This is a genomic window from Burkholderia sp. FERM BP-3421 (assembly GCF_028657905.1).
In the GTDB taxonomy this organism is placed as follows: Bacteria; Pseudomonadota; Gammaproteobacteria; order Burkholderiales; family Burkholderiaceae; genus Burkholderia.
In genome coordinates, this window is record NZ_CP117782.1 from 419993 (window position 1) to 439820 (window position 19828).

The following is a 19828-nucleotide window of genomic DNA, read 5'->3' on the forward strand; positions in this document are numbered from 1 at the left end:
AGCCTACGAGAAATCTGCAACCGGGGAACAGAGATGGAGAACAGGACCGTGCCGGGGCTAGGCGCCGAGGACGGAGCGGGGGACGAGGGGACGGATGCGCCGGAGGCGTTGGCCTTGCTGGTGAGCCGGCAGCCGCTGGTGGATCGCGACGGATTGTTGAACGGATTTGCGCTGCGGGTGCGAGAGGATCTCGGCGAGTGGCCGGAGGCGCTGGTGGCGGGGATCCGTGAAGCGGGCGTGCGGGCGTCGCTGGGCGGGCACAAGGCGCTGCTCGCGGCGACCCGGCCGTTGCTGTTCGCGGACGCGATGCAGGCGTTGACGCCCGAGCGTTATACGTTCGAGTTGTCGGCGCAGATGGAGATCGACGGTGATTTGATTGTGCGGCTGGTGGCGTTGCATCGGCGGCGATACCGGTTTGTGCTGGACGGGGTGGCCGAGCCGGGCCCGGGGTTTGCGCAATTGCTGCCGTATGTGGAGGCGGTGAAGCTGGATCTGGAGCGGATCGCGGGGCCGATGCTGCGCAAGCTGGTGGACGCGATGAAGGCGGCGGGCAAGCGCCTGATCGCGACGAACGTGGAGACGCCGGAGCGGCAGGAGCAGGCGAAGGCGCTCGGTTTCGTGCAGTTCCAGGGCTACTGTTTCGCGCATCGGCATGTGAGCCCGTCGCGGCGGGTGAGTGCGCCTCGGCATGCGTTGCTGAACCTGATGCAGCTGTTGGCGACCGATCCGAACGTCGCGCAGCTCGAAGTCGAGTTGAAGCTGAACCCGGTGCTGGTGATGCATTTGATGCGGCTGGCGAATACCGGGGAAGCGGGGATCGGGCGTCAGGCGACGACCTTGCGCGAGGCGATTGCGGCGACCGGGACCAACCGGATTGCGCGCTGGACGCAGATCCTGCTGTATGCGGATGGGCGCAAGGTCGCGCTGGAGAATGATCCGCTGGTGCAGTTGGCGGCGACGCGGGCGCGGTTCATGGAACTGGCGGCGATGGCGTTGCCGGACGCGGACCGGCGGACCGTGGAGGCGGCGTTTCTGGTAGGGGCGTTGTCGTTGATCGATGCGGTGTTTGGGGATCCGATCGCGGTGACGCTCGATGATCTGACCGTGTCGCCGACGGTGCGCGCGGCGATCTTGTCCCGGGACGGGGCGCTGGGCGCGCTGCTCGACGTGATCGTCGGGATCGAGCGCGCCGATTGGGCGGCGGTCGAGGTGGGGTGCGGGAGGCTCGTGGGCTTCTCCTCCGCCGAGGCGGGCAAGGTCGCGCTCAAGGCTGCCGCCTGGGCCGCCAGTGCGGATTACACGCTCGATGCGGTGGGGTTGGGGCGGTTCCAGAACTGAGCGGAATTGGGCTGGATGTGATGCACCCGGTCAGCAGGCGCCCGCTGCGTGGATTCGGCGGAGGATCGTTCAGCCCGCAGGCGAAGACGATCCGGGCGGGTTGCGGGAAGCACGGCTTCGAGTGCGACGGCCTGCTTTTCCCGCTTCCGGGTGGCGCCGCAGCCGCCTGCGACGTGTTGACCCAGGGATACCGAAGGCGTGCACGGGAGACCGGCGTTGCCGGTCTCCCGATACATGCGTACTCGCCGCCATCGCATCGGTATCCGCGCGCCATCGCCTCATGGGGGTTGAAGCGATATCCATGAATCACCGAGAGGACAGGCGCGAGCAGCGTGACGCTTCTCGGCGACGGCGAGACGAATGTGGTCGGCTCGAACGTCCCGGGCCGCACGTGATCGCACGACCTTTCCGCCAGCTGCCGGCGCACGCTCCGGGCAACTTGCGGGCCCATCGACCACGGGCGCCTAGCCTCCGTAAATATCGAAATCGAAGTACTTCTTTTCGAGACTCTTGTAGGTGCCGTCTTTGAGCATGTCGGCGATCGCCTTATTGATCTTTACCCGCAGATCGACGTCCTCCTTGCGCAGGCCGATGCCGGTGCCGCTGCCGAGGATCTTCTCGTCGACGAGTTCCGCCCCGACGAGCTGGAAGCCGGCGCCGCGCGGCGTTTTCAGGAACGCAATATCGGCTTGGACCTCATCCTGCAACGCACCGTCCAATCGGCCCGAGAGCAGATCGGTATAGACCTGGTCCTGATTCTGGTAGGACATGACCTTCACGCCCTTCGGCTCCCAGTAGGTCTTCGCGTAGGTTTCCTCGGTCGAGCCCTGCTCGACGCCGACCACCTTGCCGGCCAGCGACTCCGGTGTCGGAAGCAGCCCTGAGCCCTTCTTCGCGACAAGGCGCCTCGGCTCCTTATAAAGCCTGTCGGAGAAGTCGATCTGTTCGGCGCGCTTCGGCGTAATCGACATGGACGACAGCACGCCGTCGAATTTCTTTGCCTTCAGTGCGGGAATCATCCCGTCGAAGTCATTCTCGACCCACACGCATTTTGCCTTGAGGCGCGCGCAGATCTGGTTGCCGAGATCGATGTCGAAGCCGACCAGGCCGCCGTCGGCGCGCTTCGATGCGAACGGCGCATAGCTGGCATCCACGCCAAACCGGACGACTGTCCAATCTTTCGCATAGACAGTCGTGGAACTGGCCACGATAGCAAGGTACAGGGCAAGCTTTTTCATAAATTCTCCATGGATTGACTTCGCGATATCGAATGCGTCAAGCGGTAGGCACGAAGGGGGTAAATGAAACGGGATTGGCTGGATGATTCAATATGAAGCAGTCCTCGGAGCGTTCACTCCGTGTAGCTGGGGAGCGTGGTTTGATGTCGATGCGGCAAGTGGTATGTCATGACCCAGTCCTTCGCGGCCTGCAAGTCAGGGGCGAAGAAACGATCCTCGTCGTAAGCGGGCACGCGAGCGCGGATCTCGTCGATTGCCGCTTCGATGTTTTCCGCCGAGCGCAGCGGTCGGCGGAATTCGACACCCTGCGCGGCCGCCAGCGCTTCGATCGCAACCACCCCGGCCGTGTTGTCGACCATCGTCGCCAGCCGCCGGCCGGCGAAGGTTGCCATCGAGACGTGATCTTCCTGATTGGCGGAAGTCGGGAGGCTGTCGACGCTCGCCGGATGGGCCAATGACTTGTTTTCGGACGCGAGCGCTGCCGCGGTGACTTGCGCGATCATGAATCCGGAATTCAGGCCGCTCTCCTTGACGAGAAACGCGGGCAGTCCGCTCAAGTGGGTGTCGAGAAGCAACGCGATGCGTCGCTCCGAAATCGCGCCGATTTCCGCGATCGCAATCGCCAGCGCGTCCGACGCAAAGGCCACCGGCTCGGCGTGGAAATTGCCGCCCGACAGGATGTCGCCCTCGTTGGAGAAAATCAGTGGATTGTCCGAGGCCGCGTTCGATTCAACACGCAACACCTCGGCCGCGTTGCGGATCTGCTGGAGGCACGCGCCCATCACCTGAGGCTGACAACGAATGGAATAGGGGTCCTGAACGCGCCCGCAATCGGCGTGCGAATCAAGGATGGCGCTGCCGTCGAGCATGTCGGCGTAGATAGCCGCCACGTCGATTTGACCTTGCTGTCCGCGTGCTGCATGAATCCGCGCGTCGAACGGCACCTTGGAGCCCATGATGGCCTCCAGCGACAGCGAGCCTGTCGTGACGGCGGCGGCGAATACGCGCTCGGCGCCGAACAGGCCGACGAGGCCGAGCGCCGTCGACACTTGCGTGCCGTTGAGCAGCGCCAGACCTTCCTTGGGCCCGAGTTCCAGCGGCGCGACGCCGGCGAGTTCGAGTGCGTCGAGCGCGCTCATCTCGGTTCCGCGATAGTTCACGCGCCCCACGCCGATGAGCGCGGCGGCCAGGTGGGCCAGCGGGGCGAGGTCGCCCGACGCCCCGACCGACCCCTTCGAAGGAATGCGCGGATAAAACCCGTGGTTCGCGAGTTGGACGATGCGCTCGATGACGACGGGACGGACACCCGAGTAGCCGCGGGCGAGGCTCACGGCCTTGAGCGCCATGATCAGACGAACGGTCTTGTCGTCGAGGCATTCGCCGGTTCCGACGCTGTGAGAGAGCACCAGGTTTTCCTGGAGTTGCTTCAGCTTGTCGGTCGGAATGATCGTATGGGCGAGCTTGCCGAAACCGGTATTGATGCCGTAAGCCGTCTTGCCTTCGCTGATCAGCGTGGCGACGACATCCTGAGCGCGCGCGACGCCTGCCAAGGCCGCCGGATCGATCAGGAACGGCGAGCCCTGCTCATGGATCGAGCGCAACTGGCGCAGCGTCACAGTGCCGGGGGTCAAAATGTGTTGGGCAGTCTTGTCCATGGTCTCGTGATAGATGGGTGAGGGTTGACGCGTCGCGCGGGCCGTCCTGTGAGTCGGGCAGGGGAGATAACCGGGTTTTTCCGATCGTTCAGAGGGTCAGCAGCGCGGAAATGAGTTTCTCGTTTTCTTTTCTGCTTCTAAGGGAAACGCGCAGCGTTGCCGTTTCCTGCAAACCGTCGAATGAAGTGGCGTCCGCAACGACGATTCCCTTGCGCGCGATTTTCGCCGCGGCTTGCGCGGAAGATTGTGATTGCAATTCGAGCAGCATCATATTGCCGTGCGATCCAAGCACGCCGATATCCAATTTTTGGCTGATTCTTTCGCGGAAGTAATTGCTTTCCTCCAGAAAGGTGCGGTCGCATCTTGCTATGAATTCCTCGTCTTCAAGCGCGGCAACCGCCGCGGCGGCAGCCGGGCGCGATACATTAAACGGCGGACGCGCCATTTCGGCGGTATCGATGAGTTTTTCAGCGGCCACGACAAAGCCGACACGCATTCCCGCCAAGCCGAAGAACTTGGAAAAGGTCCGCATGACGGCGATGTTGTTCAATTTGTCCGGCAATCTGAGGCACCCTTCCTTTTTGGGATTGATTAATGCCTCATCCGCGACGAAAATCGTTTGAGGAAAGGATCGGGCCATTTCCTCGATAACGTCGATGTCGATCAGCTCCCCCGTCGGATTGTTTGGCGAGCAGATGAAAGCCATCGTGATGCGGTTGCTTCGCAAGGCTTCGGTATAGCGATCGGCATCGAACCGCTGGCTCGCTCCGCCCTTTACACCAATGACCTCGCAACCGTGCAATTGCGCCTCGAGGGCGTAGCGGGGGAAGGTTGGCAAATGGATGAGGATCGTGTCCCCGGGCGCGGTCCAGGCATGTATCAGCAATTTGATCACGTCATCGAGGCCGGCGCCAAAGAGAAACTTCCCTTTGGCATGCCGATATTTATTCGAAAGAGCGGCGCGCAATGCCGACAAGTTGATGTCCGGGTAAAAATTTGCGTTTCCCATCGCCTCGCGCGCAGCCGTGATAGCCGCCGGCGAGCAGCCGAGCGGGTTAACATTGAGCGAGAAATCGATCATGCTGGATTGACTCAGACCATATCGATTCGCCAGAAGCTCGAGCGATGTTTCCAGCTCGTACAGGCGCGGTGATTTGGAATTTGGATGATTTTCGTTCATGTCGATCAAGTATTCGTGGATTGCGCCGAGCACCCGCCGATTCGATGCGGGTTGCTCCCTGTTTGGTAATGATTTATCGATTCGATAATGGGTTCCTGCTCGGAATAACTTCGAGGCCGTTATTTCAATCCGGAAAATCAGCCATGCGAAATGATTGGTCGATTCATGTGGCGTTTATGTTGCGTTGCGCTGCTCATGAACAAGGATCAATGTGTTTCTGAAGCCCGCGCCATGAGCGATCTCTACCCGGCAGCCCGTTGTCGGTAGGTGGTGTTCGAACAGTCGCTTCGCGTCTTTAGAATCAGGCGATTGGCACGATCATCCGTCGTGATCGCGCCTGACGGGCGCCCGGCAATGGCGAGCCCTCATGCCTTGCTCGCCCGCAAGACAGGAGCCGCGTCCCGGTGTGTGCGCGGCCCGGGTTCGCCCGCCTTGATGCATCGAGCCGCACGGCCGCGTGCCTGTTAGTTTGCATAATGGATCGGGGGTGCCAAGCAATCCTCCACGATGCGTCTCCTGATCGACTCCGTGCTATATCCGACGAACCTATCGTAGACTACGCGAGGTGATCAAAATAGCGAATTGTTCTAATCGAGGCATTAGGCTGACTTATGAGGCTGACTCTGGACTCTTCCTTTCTCGGCGCGCTGCGATGCTTCGAAATGGCCGGTCGCCACTTGAGCTTCACCAAGGCCGCAGCGGCGCTGAATCTCACGCAAAGCGCGATCAGCCAGCAGATTCGCAACCTCGAGGAAAGGCTGGGATATCCGCTTTTCAAGCGTCAGGGAAGAGGGCTCGTGCTCACCGAGAAAGGTGTGCAGCTCTACGAAACGACGTCGGAGGCGTTCGCGGAAATCAGCCGCACCGTGCATCGCCTCAGCCTGTCGGGTACCCCGCTCAAGGTGAATTGCCTGCCGTCGTTCGCATTGCAGTGGCTGATGCCGCGGCTGGTCGAGTTCCATCGGGATCAGCCGGATATTTCGGTGCGCCTGCAGGCCGAGTTTCACCCCCTGGACCGGCACCTGATGATGGAGAACGACATCGACGTTGCGATTCGGTATAACCCGGACAGCCATCGGCAGGCGTCGGAGGAGGCGATCCTGGATGAATACCTGGTGGCGGTGGCGACGCCCGATTACGTCGCGGCCCATCCTTCATTGGCGGCCGGCGAGCTATCCGACGATCTCACGTTCCTGCATGATGCGGAGCCGTGGGTGGGCGCCCCGGAATACATCGAGTGGCGAGCTTGGGCGACGGCTTGTTTCCCGGATTGGTCCGAGCGCGGGGCCGGTCCGCAATTCAACTTGTCGAGCCTGGCGATTTCGGCCGGGCTGAATCATCAGGGTATCGTCCTGAGCCGCACCGTATTGATTCAGGAAGAACTCCGGAGCGGACGGCTCGTGAAGGCATTCGAGCACACGGCTCGCGCACCGGCGCGCTATGTGCTGTTGTGCCAGGAGCCGAACGAGCCGCGTACCGCTGCGTTTTCAACCTGGCTCAAGGAGGAGTGCAGGCGCTTTGCGCTGGCCCGACGCGATATGCTCGGGCCCTGCTGATCGGCCGCGTCGAGGTCGACAAGAGGCGGCCATGCTCGTTCGATGTCCCGCCGCCGAGGGGCGGCCCGGATGCGTGACGTTTTCGCCAACCTCGACTTAACGTCACGATCTGATTGCGATATTCAGCGTCGTCGTCCGCCTTGCGGCGTCGAGGCGACGCGCGAAACGTCAGCGGACCTCGTCCATCGCCCCGCGAAAGAACCGTCCCAATTCCCGCCCAAGCTCGTTGAGCACGGCCATCTCCTGCTGGGAGATCTTGCGCGCCGCCTGCCCCCCGGTCCAATCGGCATAGAGCAGGGCGACGGCCTGCTGCTCGACGAGCACCGGCAACAGCACGAACGACCGGGCGTCGTCGAACGCCTCCCGATACCACCCGGGCAAACGCTTCAGCATCTTGGGATCCTGGGCGTGCTCGATGAAGATCCCGACCGTATTGCTGATCGCGAGATGAAACACGTCGGGCTCGAACGCCTCGTGAAACGCCAGCCGTCCGAGCACCGCGTCGACATCCGCGCCGAACCCGAGCCGCGCGGCGAACACCCCATCCTCCCGCCGCACGAACATCACGGTGCGCGTAAACGCGAGCCCCGCGAGCACACTCTCCGACGCCAGCGCCAGCACCGGCCCCAGCACGTGCTCCGACGGCAGCGCCCGCAAATCCGCCAGCCCCGCCTCCAGGCGCGCCTCGGGATTCGGCGCCGCCCGCGCGATCGCATCCGCATTCGCCCGCAACTCGACGATCTCCCGCATCATCGTGTCGCTCGCCTCTTCATCCGCCAGCGAGGCCGCCATCTCCTCCAGCCGCTCCGGCTCCAAGTTCAGCACGTCGCCGAACCGATGCGCCAACGCGGCGATCCGCGCGTCCCGCTGCGCGCCCGCCGGCGCCGTCAGCGCCGCGGCCATGTCGGTCGAGCAATGGCTCACCGCCCGCAGCCAGCGCACGTCCGGCGACACCTCTTCGTCCGCGTCGTAGTGCGTCATCCCCGAGCGGATCAGCTCGGGCAGCCGCCAGCGCGCCGCGGCCTCCAGCCCGATCTCCTCGAATCCCACCCCCAGCACCTCCTGGCACGCGGTCTCGTCGTCGCCGTCCAATTCCGCCGCGCGGCGCTGGATCGCGTCCCATTCGCCGTCGAGATAGCACACCACCAGCAGCTTGCCCACCTGGCGCATCAGCGTGCAGACCACCGCCTCCTCGCCCGCCCGCAAGTCCGTCTGCGCCGTCAGCTTGCGCGCCACGCACCCCGACAGCAGGGCGCGGTTCAACTCCAGCTTCGCCTCGATCCGCCGCGGGGCGCTGTGGTGAAAGTGGTCGACGAGCTTCAGCCCCACCACCAGATGACCGACGGCATCCATGCCCAGCACCATCAGCGCCCGCGTCACGGTCGTGATGTTGCCGCCAAAGGCCATGTACATCGCGGAATTGGCCAGCCGCAATACCTTCTGCGTCAACGCGAAATCGGACAGCACGACCCGCACCAGCGCCGTGAAATCCAGATCGTCGTTCTTCATGGCGGCCATCGTCGCGCGCAATGACTCCGACAACAGCGGGAAATCGCCTCGTTCGTTCATCCGCGCCCAAAGCTTGTCGAGCAATGCTGTCTTGGGCATGTGTTCGGTGATAGACATTCGTATCTGTGTGTGTATTGGCCGGCCGGACCCTGTCGTCACGCCGCTTCGTGCAGGCGCAGCTCCCGTGCCTCGAAGCGCTGCGCCAATTCCTCGGACGGCAGCGCCTGGCAAACGAGCCAGCCTTGTATGTGGTTGCAGCCCATTTCGGTCAACAGCACCCGCTGCGCTTCGGTCTCCACGCCCTCGGCGACCAGTTCCAGCTCCAGCGTCTGCGCGATGCCGACGACAGCCGACACGATCGCGCGGTCATTGCGCGACGTCAACAGGTTCTCGACGAAACTCCGGTCGATCTTCAATTTCGCGAGCGGGAAGCGCTGCAGGTACGCCAGGCTCGAATAGCCCGTGCCGAAATCGTCGACCGCGAAACGAATCCCCAGGTCGGTGACTTCTTCGAGCAGCGCCTTCGCATGCGACGGGTCGTGCATCAGCAGGCTCTCGGTGATCTCCAGCACGATCCGTTTCGGGTCGATGCCCGTCAGCGCAATCGCGTCCCGCACGCTCTGCGTGAAGCGCGGATCCCGGAACTGCTGCGGCGACACGTTCACCGCCACGTACTGCAACGCAATCCCCTGGCGGTCCCACGACACCAGCTGCATGCACGCCGCCTTCAACACCCAGTTGCCCAGGTAGTTGATCAGCCCGATCGATTCCGCGAGCGGGATGAAGGTCGCCGGCGGCACCAGGCCGTGCACCGGATGGTGCCAGCGGATCAGCGCCTCCACCCCGACCACGCCGCCCGTGCGGCTCTTCGTGATCGGCTGGAAGTGCAGCGAGAACTCGCCGTTGCGCACCCCGTCGTACAGGTCCGCCTCCAGCTTCAGCCGCTCCGCATCCGCCGGATCGTCGGCCGGCAGGTGGAACGCCAGCGCATTGCCGCCCGACGCTTTCGCCTGCGCGAGCGCATGGTCCGCGCGCCGCAGGAGCGGGCTGTGGTGCTGCGCGTGCTTCGACGCGCTGCGCTCTTCCGGGTACAGCGCGATCCCGATGCTCGCCGACAGATGCACGGGCTGCCCCTCGTACGCATACGGCTGCTGGATCGCGGTCTGCAACCGGCGCGCCAGCGATTCGGCCGTGTCGGCCGCGCGCGTCCGTGTCGGCGCGGTGAACACCACCGCGAACTTGTCGCTCGCCACCCGCGCCAGCCGTTCGCCCGGCGCGATCATCCCCTGCAGGCGCTGCGCGGTGTCGCGCAGCAGGGTGTCGCCCGCGTCGTAGCCCAGCGCGCGGTTGATCCGCTGGTAGTCGTCGAGATCGAGCAGCAGCAGCGCCGCGCACGTGCCATGCTCGTCCGCGATCCGCTGCGCCTGCATCAGCGCCGGAATCAGCGCCGACAGATTGTCGAGCCCCGTCATCGGGTCGTGATGCAGCTCGTAGGTCAGCCGCGCCTCGATCGCGCGCCACGACGACACGTCGAATGCCGCGATCGCATAGCCCTCGATGCCGTGGTGGCGGCTGCGCACCGCCCGCAACTCGACGTCGAGCGGGTAGGTCAGCGACTTGACGATGCACATCGTCGCCTTCTCGACCGCGCCGCTGTGCGACGCGCGCGCAAGCAGCGCTTCCAGCGTCGCGGTATCCTGATCGGGAATCAGGTCGCGCAGCGTCAGCGTGCGCAGGTAATCACGGTGGTAACCAATGAAGCGCAGGCTCGCATCCGACACATACAGAAAGCGCAGGTCGCGGTCGACATGCGCGAGAAAATCGACCGCGCCCACGGTCTGCTCCAGCCAGTTGCGAACCGTATCGTCGTCGCGCGGCGCGCCGGAGCCGGCGCGCGCCGGCATCAGCGCGCCGCCTGACCAGGCGAGGCGGCGGAGCGTGTGAAGGGCGGTGCGCCAGGAGCCCTTGCGGGGCATCTTGTTCCTGTTGGCTTCCATGTTTCTCGCTGGCGTGAAAAGGCTGGAACCGGTTGTCCGGATGCAATAACGGCGCTTTGGGCCGATTCTTTAGCGTTGAGAATGAAAGCGGTGCCCGAATGACTCGGGCGTTCGGGATGCGAACGTGATCGGCTCGCGGGTCGAGCCTGACTTTATTAGAAATGAGGACGCAGATGAAGCGAAAACTTGCAATGCCCGTCGCGGCAACCTTGATCGCGGGCCACGCGCTGACGGCCCAGGCCGTGCTGAAGACGGGCGACGCCGCGCCCGATTTCAGCACCGAGGCATCGCTGGGCGGTAAGACTTACACGTATGCGCTCGCCGATGCGCTGAAGCAGGGGCCGGTGGTGCTGTATTTTTATCCGGCCGCGTTCACCAAGGGCTGCACGATCGAAGCGCACGCGTTCGCGGAAGCGGTCGATTCGTACAAGCAATACGGCGCGACGGTGATCGGCGTTTCGGCTGACGATATCGGCACGCTCACGAAGTTCTCGGTCAGCGAGTGCCGCAGCAAGTTCCCGGTCGCGGCGGACCCGGATGCGAAGATCATCCGCGCGTACGACGCGAAGCTGCCGATGGTCGACAAGGCGAACCGGGTGTCCTACGTGATCGCGCCGGACGGGAAGATCCTGTATGAGTACACGAGCATGTCGCCGGACAAGCACGTCGAGAACACGCTGGCGGCCGTGAAGGCCTGGGCCGCGGCCCATCGCCAGTAAGCGGGGCGGGCGGCGGCGCGCGCCGCCGCCGGGTCAGGCGCGCAGCGCCTGTTCGATCGGCACGGTGCCGCCGACGAAGCCGATCGTCTTGCGCGAGATGCCGAGCTTGATCGCCTCGATCGCCGCCCAGGCCACGTCCTGTCGCGCCACCGGCACCGGATCGTCCGGCCGCGCTTCCGCGAGCGCGATCTTGCCCACGCCCGGGCCGTCCGACAAGGGCCCCGGCCGCAGGATCACGTAGTCGACGCCGGAGGCGATCACGCGGTCGTCGCCCTCGCGCTTCATCTGCGCGTAGTGGCGCAGCGCTGCGTCCGTCCGTTCCGGGTGGTACGCGGACAGCGCGCTGATCACGACCAGCTTCTGCACGTTGTGCGCCTTCGCGTACTCGGCCGCGCGCGCCACGGCGTCGCGATCGATCTGCTCCTCCTCGGCGGGGCCTTCCGATTCGGCCGAGCCGGCCGCGTAGATCGCGTGGGTCACGCCCTGGAACGCCCCGGAGAAATCCCCGGTGAGATCGGCCACGATCACCTTCGCGCCGGGCAGCGCGTAATCGGGCTGGCGGACCAGCGCCGTCACCTCGAAATCCTGCTGCTTGAGCAGCAGGTCCGCGAGCGCGACGCCCGTGCGGCCGGTCGCGCCGATCAGCAATACCTTCATCGCCATGAAGCCACTCCTTGCCTTGGATACCCTGCGTTCAAACCGAGATGGGGGCGAACGGGCAGCCTACAAGTGTATGCCGAATCGGCGCGGCGTCGGTGACGCGCAGGGAAGATGGGTGGTGTGCGCCCCCGTCGCCGCGTCGGGCGACGGGGGCGGGCGCTTACTCGCTCGCGCCGGCCGGCGTGCCGGCGCCGTGGCGGCGCTCCCAGCGCAGCCGGATCCGGTCCATGTACAGGTACACGATGGGCGTCGTATAGAGGGTCAGCAACTGCGAGACGATCAGGCCGCCCGCGATCGCGATCCCGAGCGGCGCGCGCAGCTCGGCGCCGTCGCCGTTGCCGAACGCGAGCGGCAGCGCGCCGAGCAGCGCCGCCATGGTGGTCATCATGATCGGCCGGAAGCGCAGCAGGCACGCCTCGTGGATCGCGTCGAACGACGACTTGCCCTGTCGCGACGCGTCGATCGCGAAGTCGACCATCATGATCGCGTTCTTCTTCACGATCCCGATCAGCAGGATCACGCCGATCAGCGCGATGATGCTGAACTCGGTGCGGAACAGCAGCAGCCCGAGCAGCGCGCCGACGCCCGCCGAGGGCAGCGTCGACAGGATCGTGACCGGGTGGATGTAGCTCTCGTACAGCACGCCGAGCACGATGTAGACCGCCGCGAGCGCCGCCAGGATCAGGATCGGCTGATCCTTCAGCGACTGCTGGAAGGCCTGCGCGGTGCCCTGGAAGCTGCCCGTGATGGTCGGCGGCATGCCGATCTCGGCCATGGTCTGATAGATCGTCTGGGTCGCGTCCGACAGCGACACGCCCGGCGGCAGGTTGAACGAGATCGTGGTCGCGACGAACAGCCCCTGGTGGTTGACCGCGAGCGGCGTCGTGCTCGGCCCGAAGGTCGCGATCGTGGACAGCGGCACCATGGTCGACTGCGAGGTCGACACCGCCGCGCCCGACGACGCGCTCGACTTGCCGCTCGCCGCGATCGAGTTGAGCGCCTGGTTGCGCGCGGAATCGGACGCGATCGCGGCGGCGCTGGTCGCGCTCGTGCCGGCCGCGCCCGCGCCGACGAAGGTGCCGGCCGCCGCGTTGGTGGTCTGCGAGCCGTTCGCGCTGCCGCCCGTCGTGCTGATGTAGATCTGGTTCAGCATCTCCGGGCTCTGCCAGTACTGCGGCGCGACCTCCATCACCACGTGGTACTGGTTGAGCGGGTTGTAGATCGTCGACACCTGGCGCTGGCCGAACGCGTCGTACAGCGTGTTGTCGATCTGCGCGGGCGTGATGCCGAGCCGCGCGGCGGTCGCGCGGTCGATCGTCACCATCGATTCGAGGCCGCCTTGCTGCTGGTCGGAATTGACGTCGGTCAGCTGCGGCTTCGACTGCAGCGCCTCGGTCAGGATCGGCCCCCACTTGTAGAGGTCCGCCGTCGAATCGCCGAGCAGCGTGAACTGATACTGCGCGTTGCTCTGCCGGCCGCCGACGCGGATGTCCTGCGCCGCCTGCAGGAAGGTGCGCGCGCCGGCGACGTCGGACAGGCGCGGGCGCAGCTGCTGGATCACCTGGTCGGCGGACAGCTTGCGCTCGCTCTTGTCCTTCAGCGACACGAACATGAAGCCCGAGTTGGTCTGCGCGCCGCCCGTGAAGCCCGCGACGCTCGCGACGTTCGGGTCCGCCTGCACGATCCGCATCATCTCGGAGAACTTGAGCTTCATCGCCTGGAACGACGTGGACTGGTCGGCCTGGATCCCGCCGATCAGGAGCCCGGTGTCCTGCTGCGGGAAGAAGCCCTTCGGCACCACGATGTACAGGCACACGTTCAGCACGATCGTCAGCAGGAGCGTGACGAGGATCGTCAGCGGATGGCGCAGCGCCCACGACAGCGTGCGCTCGTAGCCGCGCTGCAGCCCCTCGAACCTGCGTTCCAGCCACTGCGCGAGGCGGCCTTCGTCGCGCTTGTCGTGGGCTTCCGGCAGCAGGCGCGCGCACATCATCGGCGTGAGGGTCAGCGACACGATCAGCGACACGCCGATCGCGAGCGACAGCGTCAGCGCGAATTCGCGGAACAGCCGCCCGACGATGCCGCCCATCAGCAGGATCGGCAGGAACACGGCGACCAGCGACAGGCTGATCGACAGCACCGTGAAGCCCACCTCGCGCGCGCCGTCGAACGCGGCCTGCATGCGCGATTTGCCGTTCTCGATATGACGCGAGATGTTCTCGAGCACCACGATCGCGTCGTCGACCACGAAGCCCGTCGCGACGATCAGCGCCATCAGCGAGAGATTGTCGATCGAGAAGCCGAGCAGGTACATCGCGCCGAAGGTGCCGACGATCGAGATCGGCACCGCGATGCTCGGGATCAGCGTCGCGCGCCAGTTGCGCAGGAACAGGAACACCACCATCACGACCAGGCCGACCGCGATCAGCAGCGTGTGCTCGGTGTCGCGCAGCGACGCCCGGATCGTCTTCGAGCGGTCGAGCACCGGCGTCACCTGGATGTCGGCGGGCAGGGCGGCCGCGAGCTGCGGCAGCGCCTCGCGCACCCGGTCGATGGTCTCGATGATGTTCGCGCCCGGGGTGCGGTACAGGATCACGAGCACCGCGCGCTGGCCGTTCGCGAGGCCCAGGTTGCGCAGGTCCTCGACCGAGTCGACCACGCTCGACACGTCCGACAGGCTCACGGCCGAACTGTTGCGGTAGGCGATCACGAGGTCCTTGTACTGCGAGGCCTGCGACGCCTGGTCGTTGGTGTAGAGCTGGTAGTGGTTCGGGCCGTACTCGATCGCGCCCTTCGGGCTGTTCGCGTTGGCCGAGGCGAGCGCGGCGCGCACGTCTTCCAGGCCGATTCCGTAGTGGAACAGCGCGTGCGGCTCCAGTTCGATGCGCACCGCGGGGTTCGCCGAGCCGCTCACGCTGACCTGGCCGATCCCGTCGATCTGCGACAGCGACTGCTGCAGCACCGTCGAGGCCGCGTCGTACAGCTTCGCGGGCGAGGCGGTCTTCGAGGTCAGCGACACGATCATGATCGGCGAATCGGCGGGATTCACCTTGCGATAGGTCGGATTGCTCTTGAGGCTCGCGGGCAGGTCGGCGCGCGCCGCGTTGATGGCGGCCTGCACGTCGCGCGCGGCGCCGTCGATGTCGCGGTCGAGGCCGAACTGCAGCGTGATGCGCGCGTTGCCGACCGAGCTCGACGAGGTCATCTCGGTGACGTCGGCGATCGAGCCCAGGTGGCGCTCGAGCGGGCTCGTCACGCTGGTCGCGACGGTCTCCGGGCTCGCGCCCGGCAGCGAGGCCTGCACCGAGATGGTCGGGAAGTCGACCTGCGGCAGCGGCGAGACCGGCAGCTTGATGAACGCGAACAGCCCGGCGAGCGCGATCCCGAGCGCGAGCAGCGCGGTCGCGATGGGGCGGGTGATGAACGGACGCGACAGGTTCATTTACGCATCCGGATGGGCGCCGGCCGCGTTGCCGTCGCGGTGGAACAGCGCGCGCAGGCGGCGCGCGAGCGCGTCGAAGCCGAGATAGATCACGGGCGTCGTGAACAGCGTGAGCACCTGCGACACGATCAGGCCGCCCGCGATCGCGATCCCGAGCGGCTGGCGCAGCTCGGAGCCCGAGCCCGAGCCGACGATCAGCGGCACCGCGCCGAGCAGCGCCGCGAGCGTGGTCATCAGGATCGGCCGGAAGCGCAGCAGGCAGGCCTGGTAGATGGCATCGCGCGGCGACTTGCCCTCGACGCGCTCCGCCTCGAGCGCGAAGTCGATCATCATGATCGCGTTCTTCTTGACGATGCCGATCAGCAGCACGATGCCGATGATGCCGATGATGTCGAGGTCGTGGCCGGTGATCATCAGCGCGAGCAGCGCGCCGACGCCCGCCGAGGGCAGCGTCGACAGGATCGTGATCGGGTGGATGTAGCTCTCGTACAGCACGCCGAGCACGATGTACATCGTGATGATCGCGGCGAGGATCAGGAACAGCTGGTTCGACAGAGAGGCCTGGAACGCGAGCGCCGCGCCCTGGAAGCGGGTCTGGAACGAGCCGGGCAGGCCGATCTCCTTCTCGGCGGCCTCGATCGCCTTGACCGCCTCGCCGAGCGACGCGCCGGGCGCGAGATTGAACGAGATGGTGGTCGCCGGGAACTGGCTCAGGTGCGTGACGAGCAGCGGCGAGGGCCGCTCGTGGAAGGTCGCGATCGCCGCCAGCGGCACCTGGCCGCCGCCCGCCGCCGGCAGGTAGATGCCGTTCAGCGAGGTGGTGTAGTGCTGCATCTGCGGCTCGGATTCCAGGATCACGCGGTACTGGTTCGACTGCGTGAAGATGGTCGACACGATGCGCTGGCCGTAGGCGTCGTAGAGCGCGTTGTCGACCGTCGCGGGCGTGATGCCGAAGCGCGCGGCGGTCGCGCGGTCGATCTCGATGTAGACCGACTGGCCGTTCTGCTGGAGGTCGGTCGCGACGTCGGCGAGCGAGGGCTCCTTCTTCAGCCGGTCGACGAGCTTCGGCACCCAGGTCGCGAATTCGTCGGGATTCGGGTCGGTCAGCATGAACTGGTACTGGGTCGGGCTGACGGTCGAGTCGATCGTCAGATCCTGCACCGGCTGCATGTACAGCGAGATGCCGGGCAGGTGCGCGACCTGCTGCTGCAGCGTGCGGATGATCTCGCTCGCCGTCTCGCTGCGCGCGTCGCGCGCTTTCAGGTTGATCAGCATCCGGCCGCTGTTGAGCGTGATGTTCGCGCCGTCGACGCCGATGAACGAGGTCAGGCTCTCGACGTCGGGGTTCTTCAGGATCTCGGCCGCGAGCGCCTGCTGGCGCTCCGCCATCGCCTGATACGACACCGACTGCGGCGCCTGCGTGATCGCCTGGATCACGCCGGTGTCCTGCACCGGGAAGAAGCCCTTCGGGATCACCACGTAGAGCACGCCCGTCAGCACCAGCGTCAGCAGGGCGACGACGAGCGTCGCGCGCTGCCGGTTCAGCACCCATTCGAGCGCGACGCCGTAGCGCGCGATCACCTTGTCGATCAGCACGTGCACGCGGGTCTCGAAGCGGTGGCTTTCGAGCGGCGGGGTGTGGCGCAGCAGCTTCGCGCACATCATCGGCACGAGCGTGAGCGACACCACCGCCGAAATCACGATGGTCACCGCGAGGGTGATCGCGAACTCGTGGAAGAGGCGGCCCACCACGTCGCCCATGAACAGCAGCGGGATCAGCACGGCGATCAGCGACACCGTCAGCGAGATGATGGTGAAGCCGATCTGCCGCGAGCCCTTGAGCGCGGCCTCGAGCGGCGCCTCGCCTTCCTCGACGTAGCGCGCGATGTTCTCGATCATCACGATCGCGTCGTCGACCACGAAGCCGGTCGCGATGGTCAGCGCCATCAGCGACAGGTTGTTCAGCGAGAAGCCCGACAGGTACATCACCGCGAGCGTGCCGATCAGCGACAGCGGCACCGACAGGCTCGGGATGATGGTCGCGTAGAGGTTGGCGAGGAACAGGTACATCACGAGCACCACGAGCGCGACCGCGAGCGCCAGCTCGAACTGCACGTCGCGCACGGCGGCGCGGATCATCGTGGTGCGGTCGGTGACGATCTGCACGTCGAGCGAGGCGGGCAGCGCTTCCTGCAGCTTCGGCAGGATCGCCTTGATGCTGTCGACGGTCTGGATCACGTTCGCGCCGGGCTGGCGCTGCACGTTCAGGATGATCGCGGGCTCCGAGTCGACCCACGCGCCGAGCTTGGTGTTCTCCGAGCCGGCCACCACCTTGGCGACGTCGGTCAGCATCACGGGCCGGCCGCTCTTGTAGGCGACCACGGCGTCGTTGTACTGGTCGGCGCTCGTCAGCTGGTCGTTCGCGTTGATCGTGTACGCGCGGGTCGGGCCGTCGAAGTTGCCCTTCGGCGTGTTCACGTTGAGGTTCGAGATCGTCGTGCGCAGATCATCGAGGTTCAGGCCGTACGAGGCGAGCGCGAGCGGGTTCGCCTGGATCCGCACCGCCGGCCGGTTGCCGCCCGACAGGCTCACGAGGCCGACGCCCGCGACCTGCGAGATCTTCATCGCGAGCCGGGTGTCGGCGAGATCCTGCACCTGGGTGAGCGGCAGCGTCTTCGAGGTGACGGCGAGCGTCAGCACCGGCGCGTCGGCCGGGTTCACCTTCGCGTAGATCGGCGGCGCGGGCAGGTCGGACGGCAGCAGGTTGCCGGCCGCGTTGATCGCGGCCTGCACTTCCTGCTCGGCGATGTCGAGCGGCAGGTCGAGGCTGAACTGCAGCGTGATCACCGAGGCGCCGGCCGAGCTTTGCGACGACATCTGGTTCAGCGACGGCATCTGGCCGAACTGGCGTTCGAGCGGGGCGGTCACCGACGAGGTCATCACCTCGGGGCTCGCGCCCGGGTAGAAGGTCTGGACCTGGATCGTCGGGTAGTCGACCTCGGGCAGCGCGGCGAGCGGCAGGAACCGCAGCGCGACGAGGCCGGCCAGCAGGATGGCCGCCATCAGCAATGCGGTGCCGACCGGGCGGAGAATGAAAAGACGGGACGGATTCATTGCTCAGGCGGCGCTCATTGCGATTGGGCTTGCGACGCGCCCTTCTTGTGATGGCCCGCGTGGCCGGCCGATGCGCCGCGCGCGCCGGACGCATGCTTGGGCCGCTCGGCCGGGATCATGATCGTCGAGCCTTCGCGCAGCCGGTCCGAGCCGTCCGTCACGACCCGCTCGCCGACGGCGAGCCCCGCCGCGATGCTGGTGCGCTCGCCGTCCACCGGGCCCGGCGTGACCTTGCGCACGGTGACCGTGTTGTCGGGCTTCACGACGTAGACGAACTGGCCGATCGAGCCCGTCAGCACCGCGGAGGTCGGCACGATCGTCGCGCCGCGCAGCGTGTCGACGAGCAGGCGCGTGTTCACGAACTGATTCGGGAACAGCATGTTGTCCGCGTTCGCGAAGCTCGCGCGCAGCTTGACCGTGCCCGTGGTGGTGTCGATCTGGTTGTCGAGCGTCGCGAGCGAGCCGGTCGCGAGCGCCGTGGTGTTGTTGCGGTTGTACGCGGTCACCGACAGCGCGTTGCCCGCGTTGACCTGCTTGAGGATCGACGGCAGGTTGTCTTCCGAGGTCGTGAAGATCACGCTCATCGGCTGCAGCTGGGTGATCACGACGATGCCGTTCGCGTCGGACGGCGTCACGTAGTTGCCCGGATCGACCTGGCGCAGGCCGACGCGGCCCGACACGGGCGCGGTGATGCGCGCGTAGGTCAGGTTCAGCTTGGCGGAATCGATCGCCGCCTGGTCGGTCTGCACGGTGCCTTCGTATTGCTTGACGAGCGAGGCCTGGGTGTCGGCCGTCTGGGTCGCGATCGAGTCCTGGGCGACCAGGGTCTGGTAGCGCTTGAGGTCGAGGCGGGCGGTCGCGAGCAGCGCCTGGTCGCGCGCGAGCGTGCCTTGCGCATTGGCGAGCGCGACCTGGTACGGGCGCGGGTCGATCTGCGCGAGCACGTCGCCCTTGTGCACCATCTGGCCTTCCTGGAACGCCACCGACTGCAGGTAGCCCGCCAGCTGGGTCTTGACGGTCACGTTCGCGAGCGGCGTGACGGTGCCGAGCGCGTTCAGCACGATCGGCATGTCGCCCTGGGTGGCGCTCGCGACCTGCACCGGCTGCGGCAGGCCCGCCAGCGCGCTGGGGCCGCCGCGCTTGCGGCCGCCGCCCTGGCTCGCCGCGTTGTCCGGCGCGCCGGTGCCGCGGCTCCACGGATGCCACCACAGCAGCCCCCCCGCCACGACGGCGGCGAGTACGCCAAAGGCGATCAGCTTGCGACGGGAGCGCGGGGTGTCCGTGGGACGGGGAGCGGCGGGTGATTGCTTTTGTTGATTGTCCATCGTTCGATTGGGCTGGCGGGCGCGCGGCGCGCGGAAGCGGCGCGGCCTCGTGGGCCGGCCTGCGCTGCGAAAAAGAGCGGGATGCGCCGCGGACG

Annotated in this window: 12 protein-coding genes and 1 pseudogene; 3 read left to right on the forward strand and 10 right to left on the reverse strand. The window is 66.0% G+C overall.

Annotated elements, in window-relative coordinates; all coding sequences use genetic code 11:
* Positions 1-33: 33 nt before the first annotated feature.
* A complete protein-coding gene (locus Bsp3421_RS18155) occupies positions 34-1338 on the forward strand; it encodes an EAL and HDOD domain-containing protein (protein ID WP_274002168.1) in 1305 nt (434 codons plus the stop codon).
* A 44-nt stretch (positions 1339-1382) separates the two neighbouring features.
* Here Bsp3421_RS18155 and Bsp3421_RS34450 read toward each other — a convergent pair.
* From Bsp3421_RS34450 to Bsp3421_RS18170, 4 genes and pseudogenes are all read right to left on the reverse strand, one after another.
* Positions 1383-1595, reverse strand: a pseudogene (locus Bsp3421_RS34450) (IS481 family transposase); the annotation flags it as partial.
* Between the two features lie 207 nt (positions 1596-1802).
* The gene (locus Bsp3421_RS18160) at positions 1803-2576 is read right to left on the reverse strand and encodes an ABC transporter substrate-binding protein (RefSeq protein WP_274002170.1); all 774 of its coding nucleotides are present in this window, start codon (positions 2574-2576) and stop codon (positions 1803-1805) included.
* Positions 2577-2689: 113 nt separating this feature from the next.
* Entirely contained in the window at positions 2690-4231 is a 1542-nt protein-coding gene (gene hutH / locus Bsp3421_RS18165) for a histidine ammonia-lyase (RefSeq protein ID WP_274002172.1), read from the reverse strand.
* Positions 4232-4319: 88 nt separating this feature from the next.
* A complete protein-coding gene (locus Bsp3421_RS18170; protein WP_274002174.1) occupies positions 4320-5411 on the reverse strand; it encodes a pyridoxal phosphate-dependent aminotransferase in 1092 nt (363 codons plus the stop codon).
* A 611-nt stretch (positions 5412-6022) separates the two neighbouring features.
* Between Bsp3421_RS18170 and Bsp3421_RS18175 the strand changes: the two genes are divergently transcribed.
* Entirely contained in the window at positions 6023-6967 is a 945-nt protein-coding gene (locus Bsp3421_RS18175; protein WP_274002175.1) for a LysR family transcriptional regulator, read from the forward strand.
* A gap of 168 nt (positions 6968-7135) precedes the next feature.
* Here the strand turns inward: Bsp3421_RS18175 and Bsp3421_RS18180 are convergent, their stop codons facing one another.
* Both Bsp3421_RS18180 and cdpA read right to left on the reverse strand, forming a co-directional pair.
* The gene (locus Bsp3421_RS18180) at positions 7136-8593 is read right to left on the reverse strand and encodes an HDOD domain-containing protein (protein ID WP_274004262.1); all 1458 of its coding nucleotides are present in this window, start codon (positions 8591-8593) and stop codon (positions 7136-7138) included.
* A 38-nt stretch (positions 8594-8631) separates the two neighbouring features.
* On the reverse strand, positions 8632-10380 hold the full coding sequence (gene cdpA, locus Bsp3421_RS18185; protein ID WP_274004263.1) for a cyclic di-GMP phosphodiesterase CdpA: 1749 nt from the start codon (positions 10378-10380) through the stop codon (positions 8632-8634).
* 266 nt (positions 10381-10646) lie between these two features.
* Between cdpA and Bsp3421_RS18190 the strand changes: the two genes are divergently transcribed.
* Positions 10647-11192 carry a peroxiredoxin gene (locus tag Bsp3421_RS18190; protein WP_274002177.1) on the forward strand — a complete coding sequence of 182 codons (546 nt, stop codon included), beginning with the start codon at positions 10647-10649 and terminating at the stop codon, positions 11190-11192.
* Between the two features lie 33 nt (positions 11193-11225).
* On the opposite strand, the gene Bsp3421_RS18195 is transcribed toward Bsp3421_RS18190, so the two are convergent.
* The 4 genes from Bsp3421_RS18195 to Bsp3421_RS18210 all read right to left on the reverse strand — a co-directional run bounded on the left by Bsp3421_RS18195 (position 11226) and on the right by Bsp3421_RS18210 (position 19733).
* On the reverse strand, positions 11226-11855 hold the full coding sequence (locus Bsp3421_RS18195) for an SDR family oxidoreductase (RefSeq protein WP_274002179.1): 630 nt from the start codon (positions 11853-11855) through the stop codon (positions 11226-11228).
* 157 nt (positions 11856-12012) lie between these two features.
* A complete protein-coding gene (locus tag Bsp3421_RS18200; protein ID WP_274002180.1) occupies positions 12013-15294 on the reverse strand; it encodes an efflux RND transporter permease subunit in 3282 nt (1093 codons plus the stop codon).
* Positions 15295-18408, reverse strand: a complete 3114-nt coding sequence (locus tag Bsp3421_RS18205; RefSeq protein WP_274002181.1) for an MdtB/MuxB family multidrug efflux RND transporter permease subunit — start codon at positions 18406-18408, stop codon at positions 15295-15297.
* A 14-nt stretch (positions 18409-18422) separates the two neighbouring features.
* On the reverse strand, positions 18423-19733 hold the full coding sequence (locus Bsp3421_RS18210; protein ID WP_274002182.1) for an MdtA/MuxA family multidrug efflux RND transporter periplasmic adaptor subunit: 1311 nt from the start codon (positions 19731-19733) through the stop codon (positions 18423-18425).
* Positions 19734-19828 lie beyond the last annotated feature (95 nt).

Coding starts and splice junctions, on each gene's coding strand:
- Bsp3421_RS18155 (WP_274002168.1), top strand. CDS start 34: ATGGAGAACAGGACCGTGCCGGGGCTAGGCGCCGAGGACGGAGCGGGG.
- Bsp3421_RS18160 (WP_274002170.1), bottom strand. CDS start 2,576: ATGAAAAAGCTTGCCCTGTACCTTGCTATCGTGGCCAGTTCCACGACT.
- hutH (WP_274002172.1), bottom strand. CDS start 4,231: ATGGACAAGACTGCCCAACACATTTTGACCCCCGGCACTGTGACGCTG.
- Bsp3421_RS18170 (WP_274002174.1), bottom strand. CDS start 5,411: ATGAACGAAAATCATCCAAATTCCAAATCACCGCGCCTGTACGAGCTG.
- Bsp3421_RS18175 (WP_274002175.1), top strand. CDS start 6,023: ATGAGGCTGACTCTGGACTCTTCCTTTCTCGGCGCGCTGCGATGCTTC.
- Bsp3421_RS18180 (WP_274004262.1), bottom strand. CDS start 8,593: ATGTCTATCACCGAACACATGCCCAAGACAGCATTGCTCGACAAGCTT.
- cdpA (WP_274004263.1), bottom strand. CDS start 10,380: ATGCCGGCGCGCGCCGGCTCCGGCGCGCCGCGCGACGACGATACGGTT.
- Bsp3421_RS18190 (WP_274002177.1), top strand. CDS start 10,647: ATGAAGCGAAAACTTGCAATGCCCGTCGCGGCAACCTTGATCGCGGGC.
- Bsp3421_RS18195 (WP_274002179.1), bottom strand. CDS start 11,855: ATGGCGATGAAGGTATTGCTGATCGGCGCGACCGGCCGCACGGGCGTC.
- Bsp3421_RS18200 (WP_274002180.1), bottom strand. CDS start 15,294: ATGAACCTGTCGCGTCCGTTCATCACCCGCCCCATCGCGACCGCGCTG.
- Bsp3421_RS18205 (WP_274002181.1), bottom strand. CDS start 18,408: ATGAATCCGTCCCGTCTTTTCATTCTCCGCCCGGTCGGCACCGCATTG.
- Bsp3421_RS18210 (WP_274002182.1), bottom strand. CDS start 19,733: ATGGACAATCAACAAAAGCAATCACCCGCCGCTCCCCGTCCCACGGAC.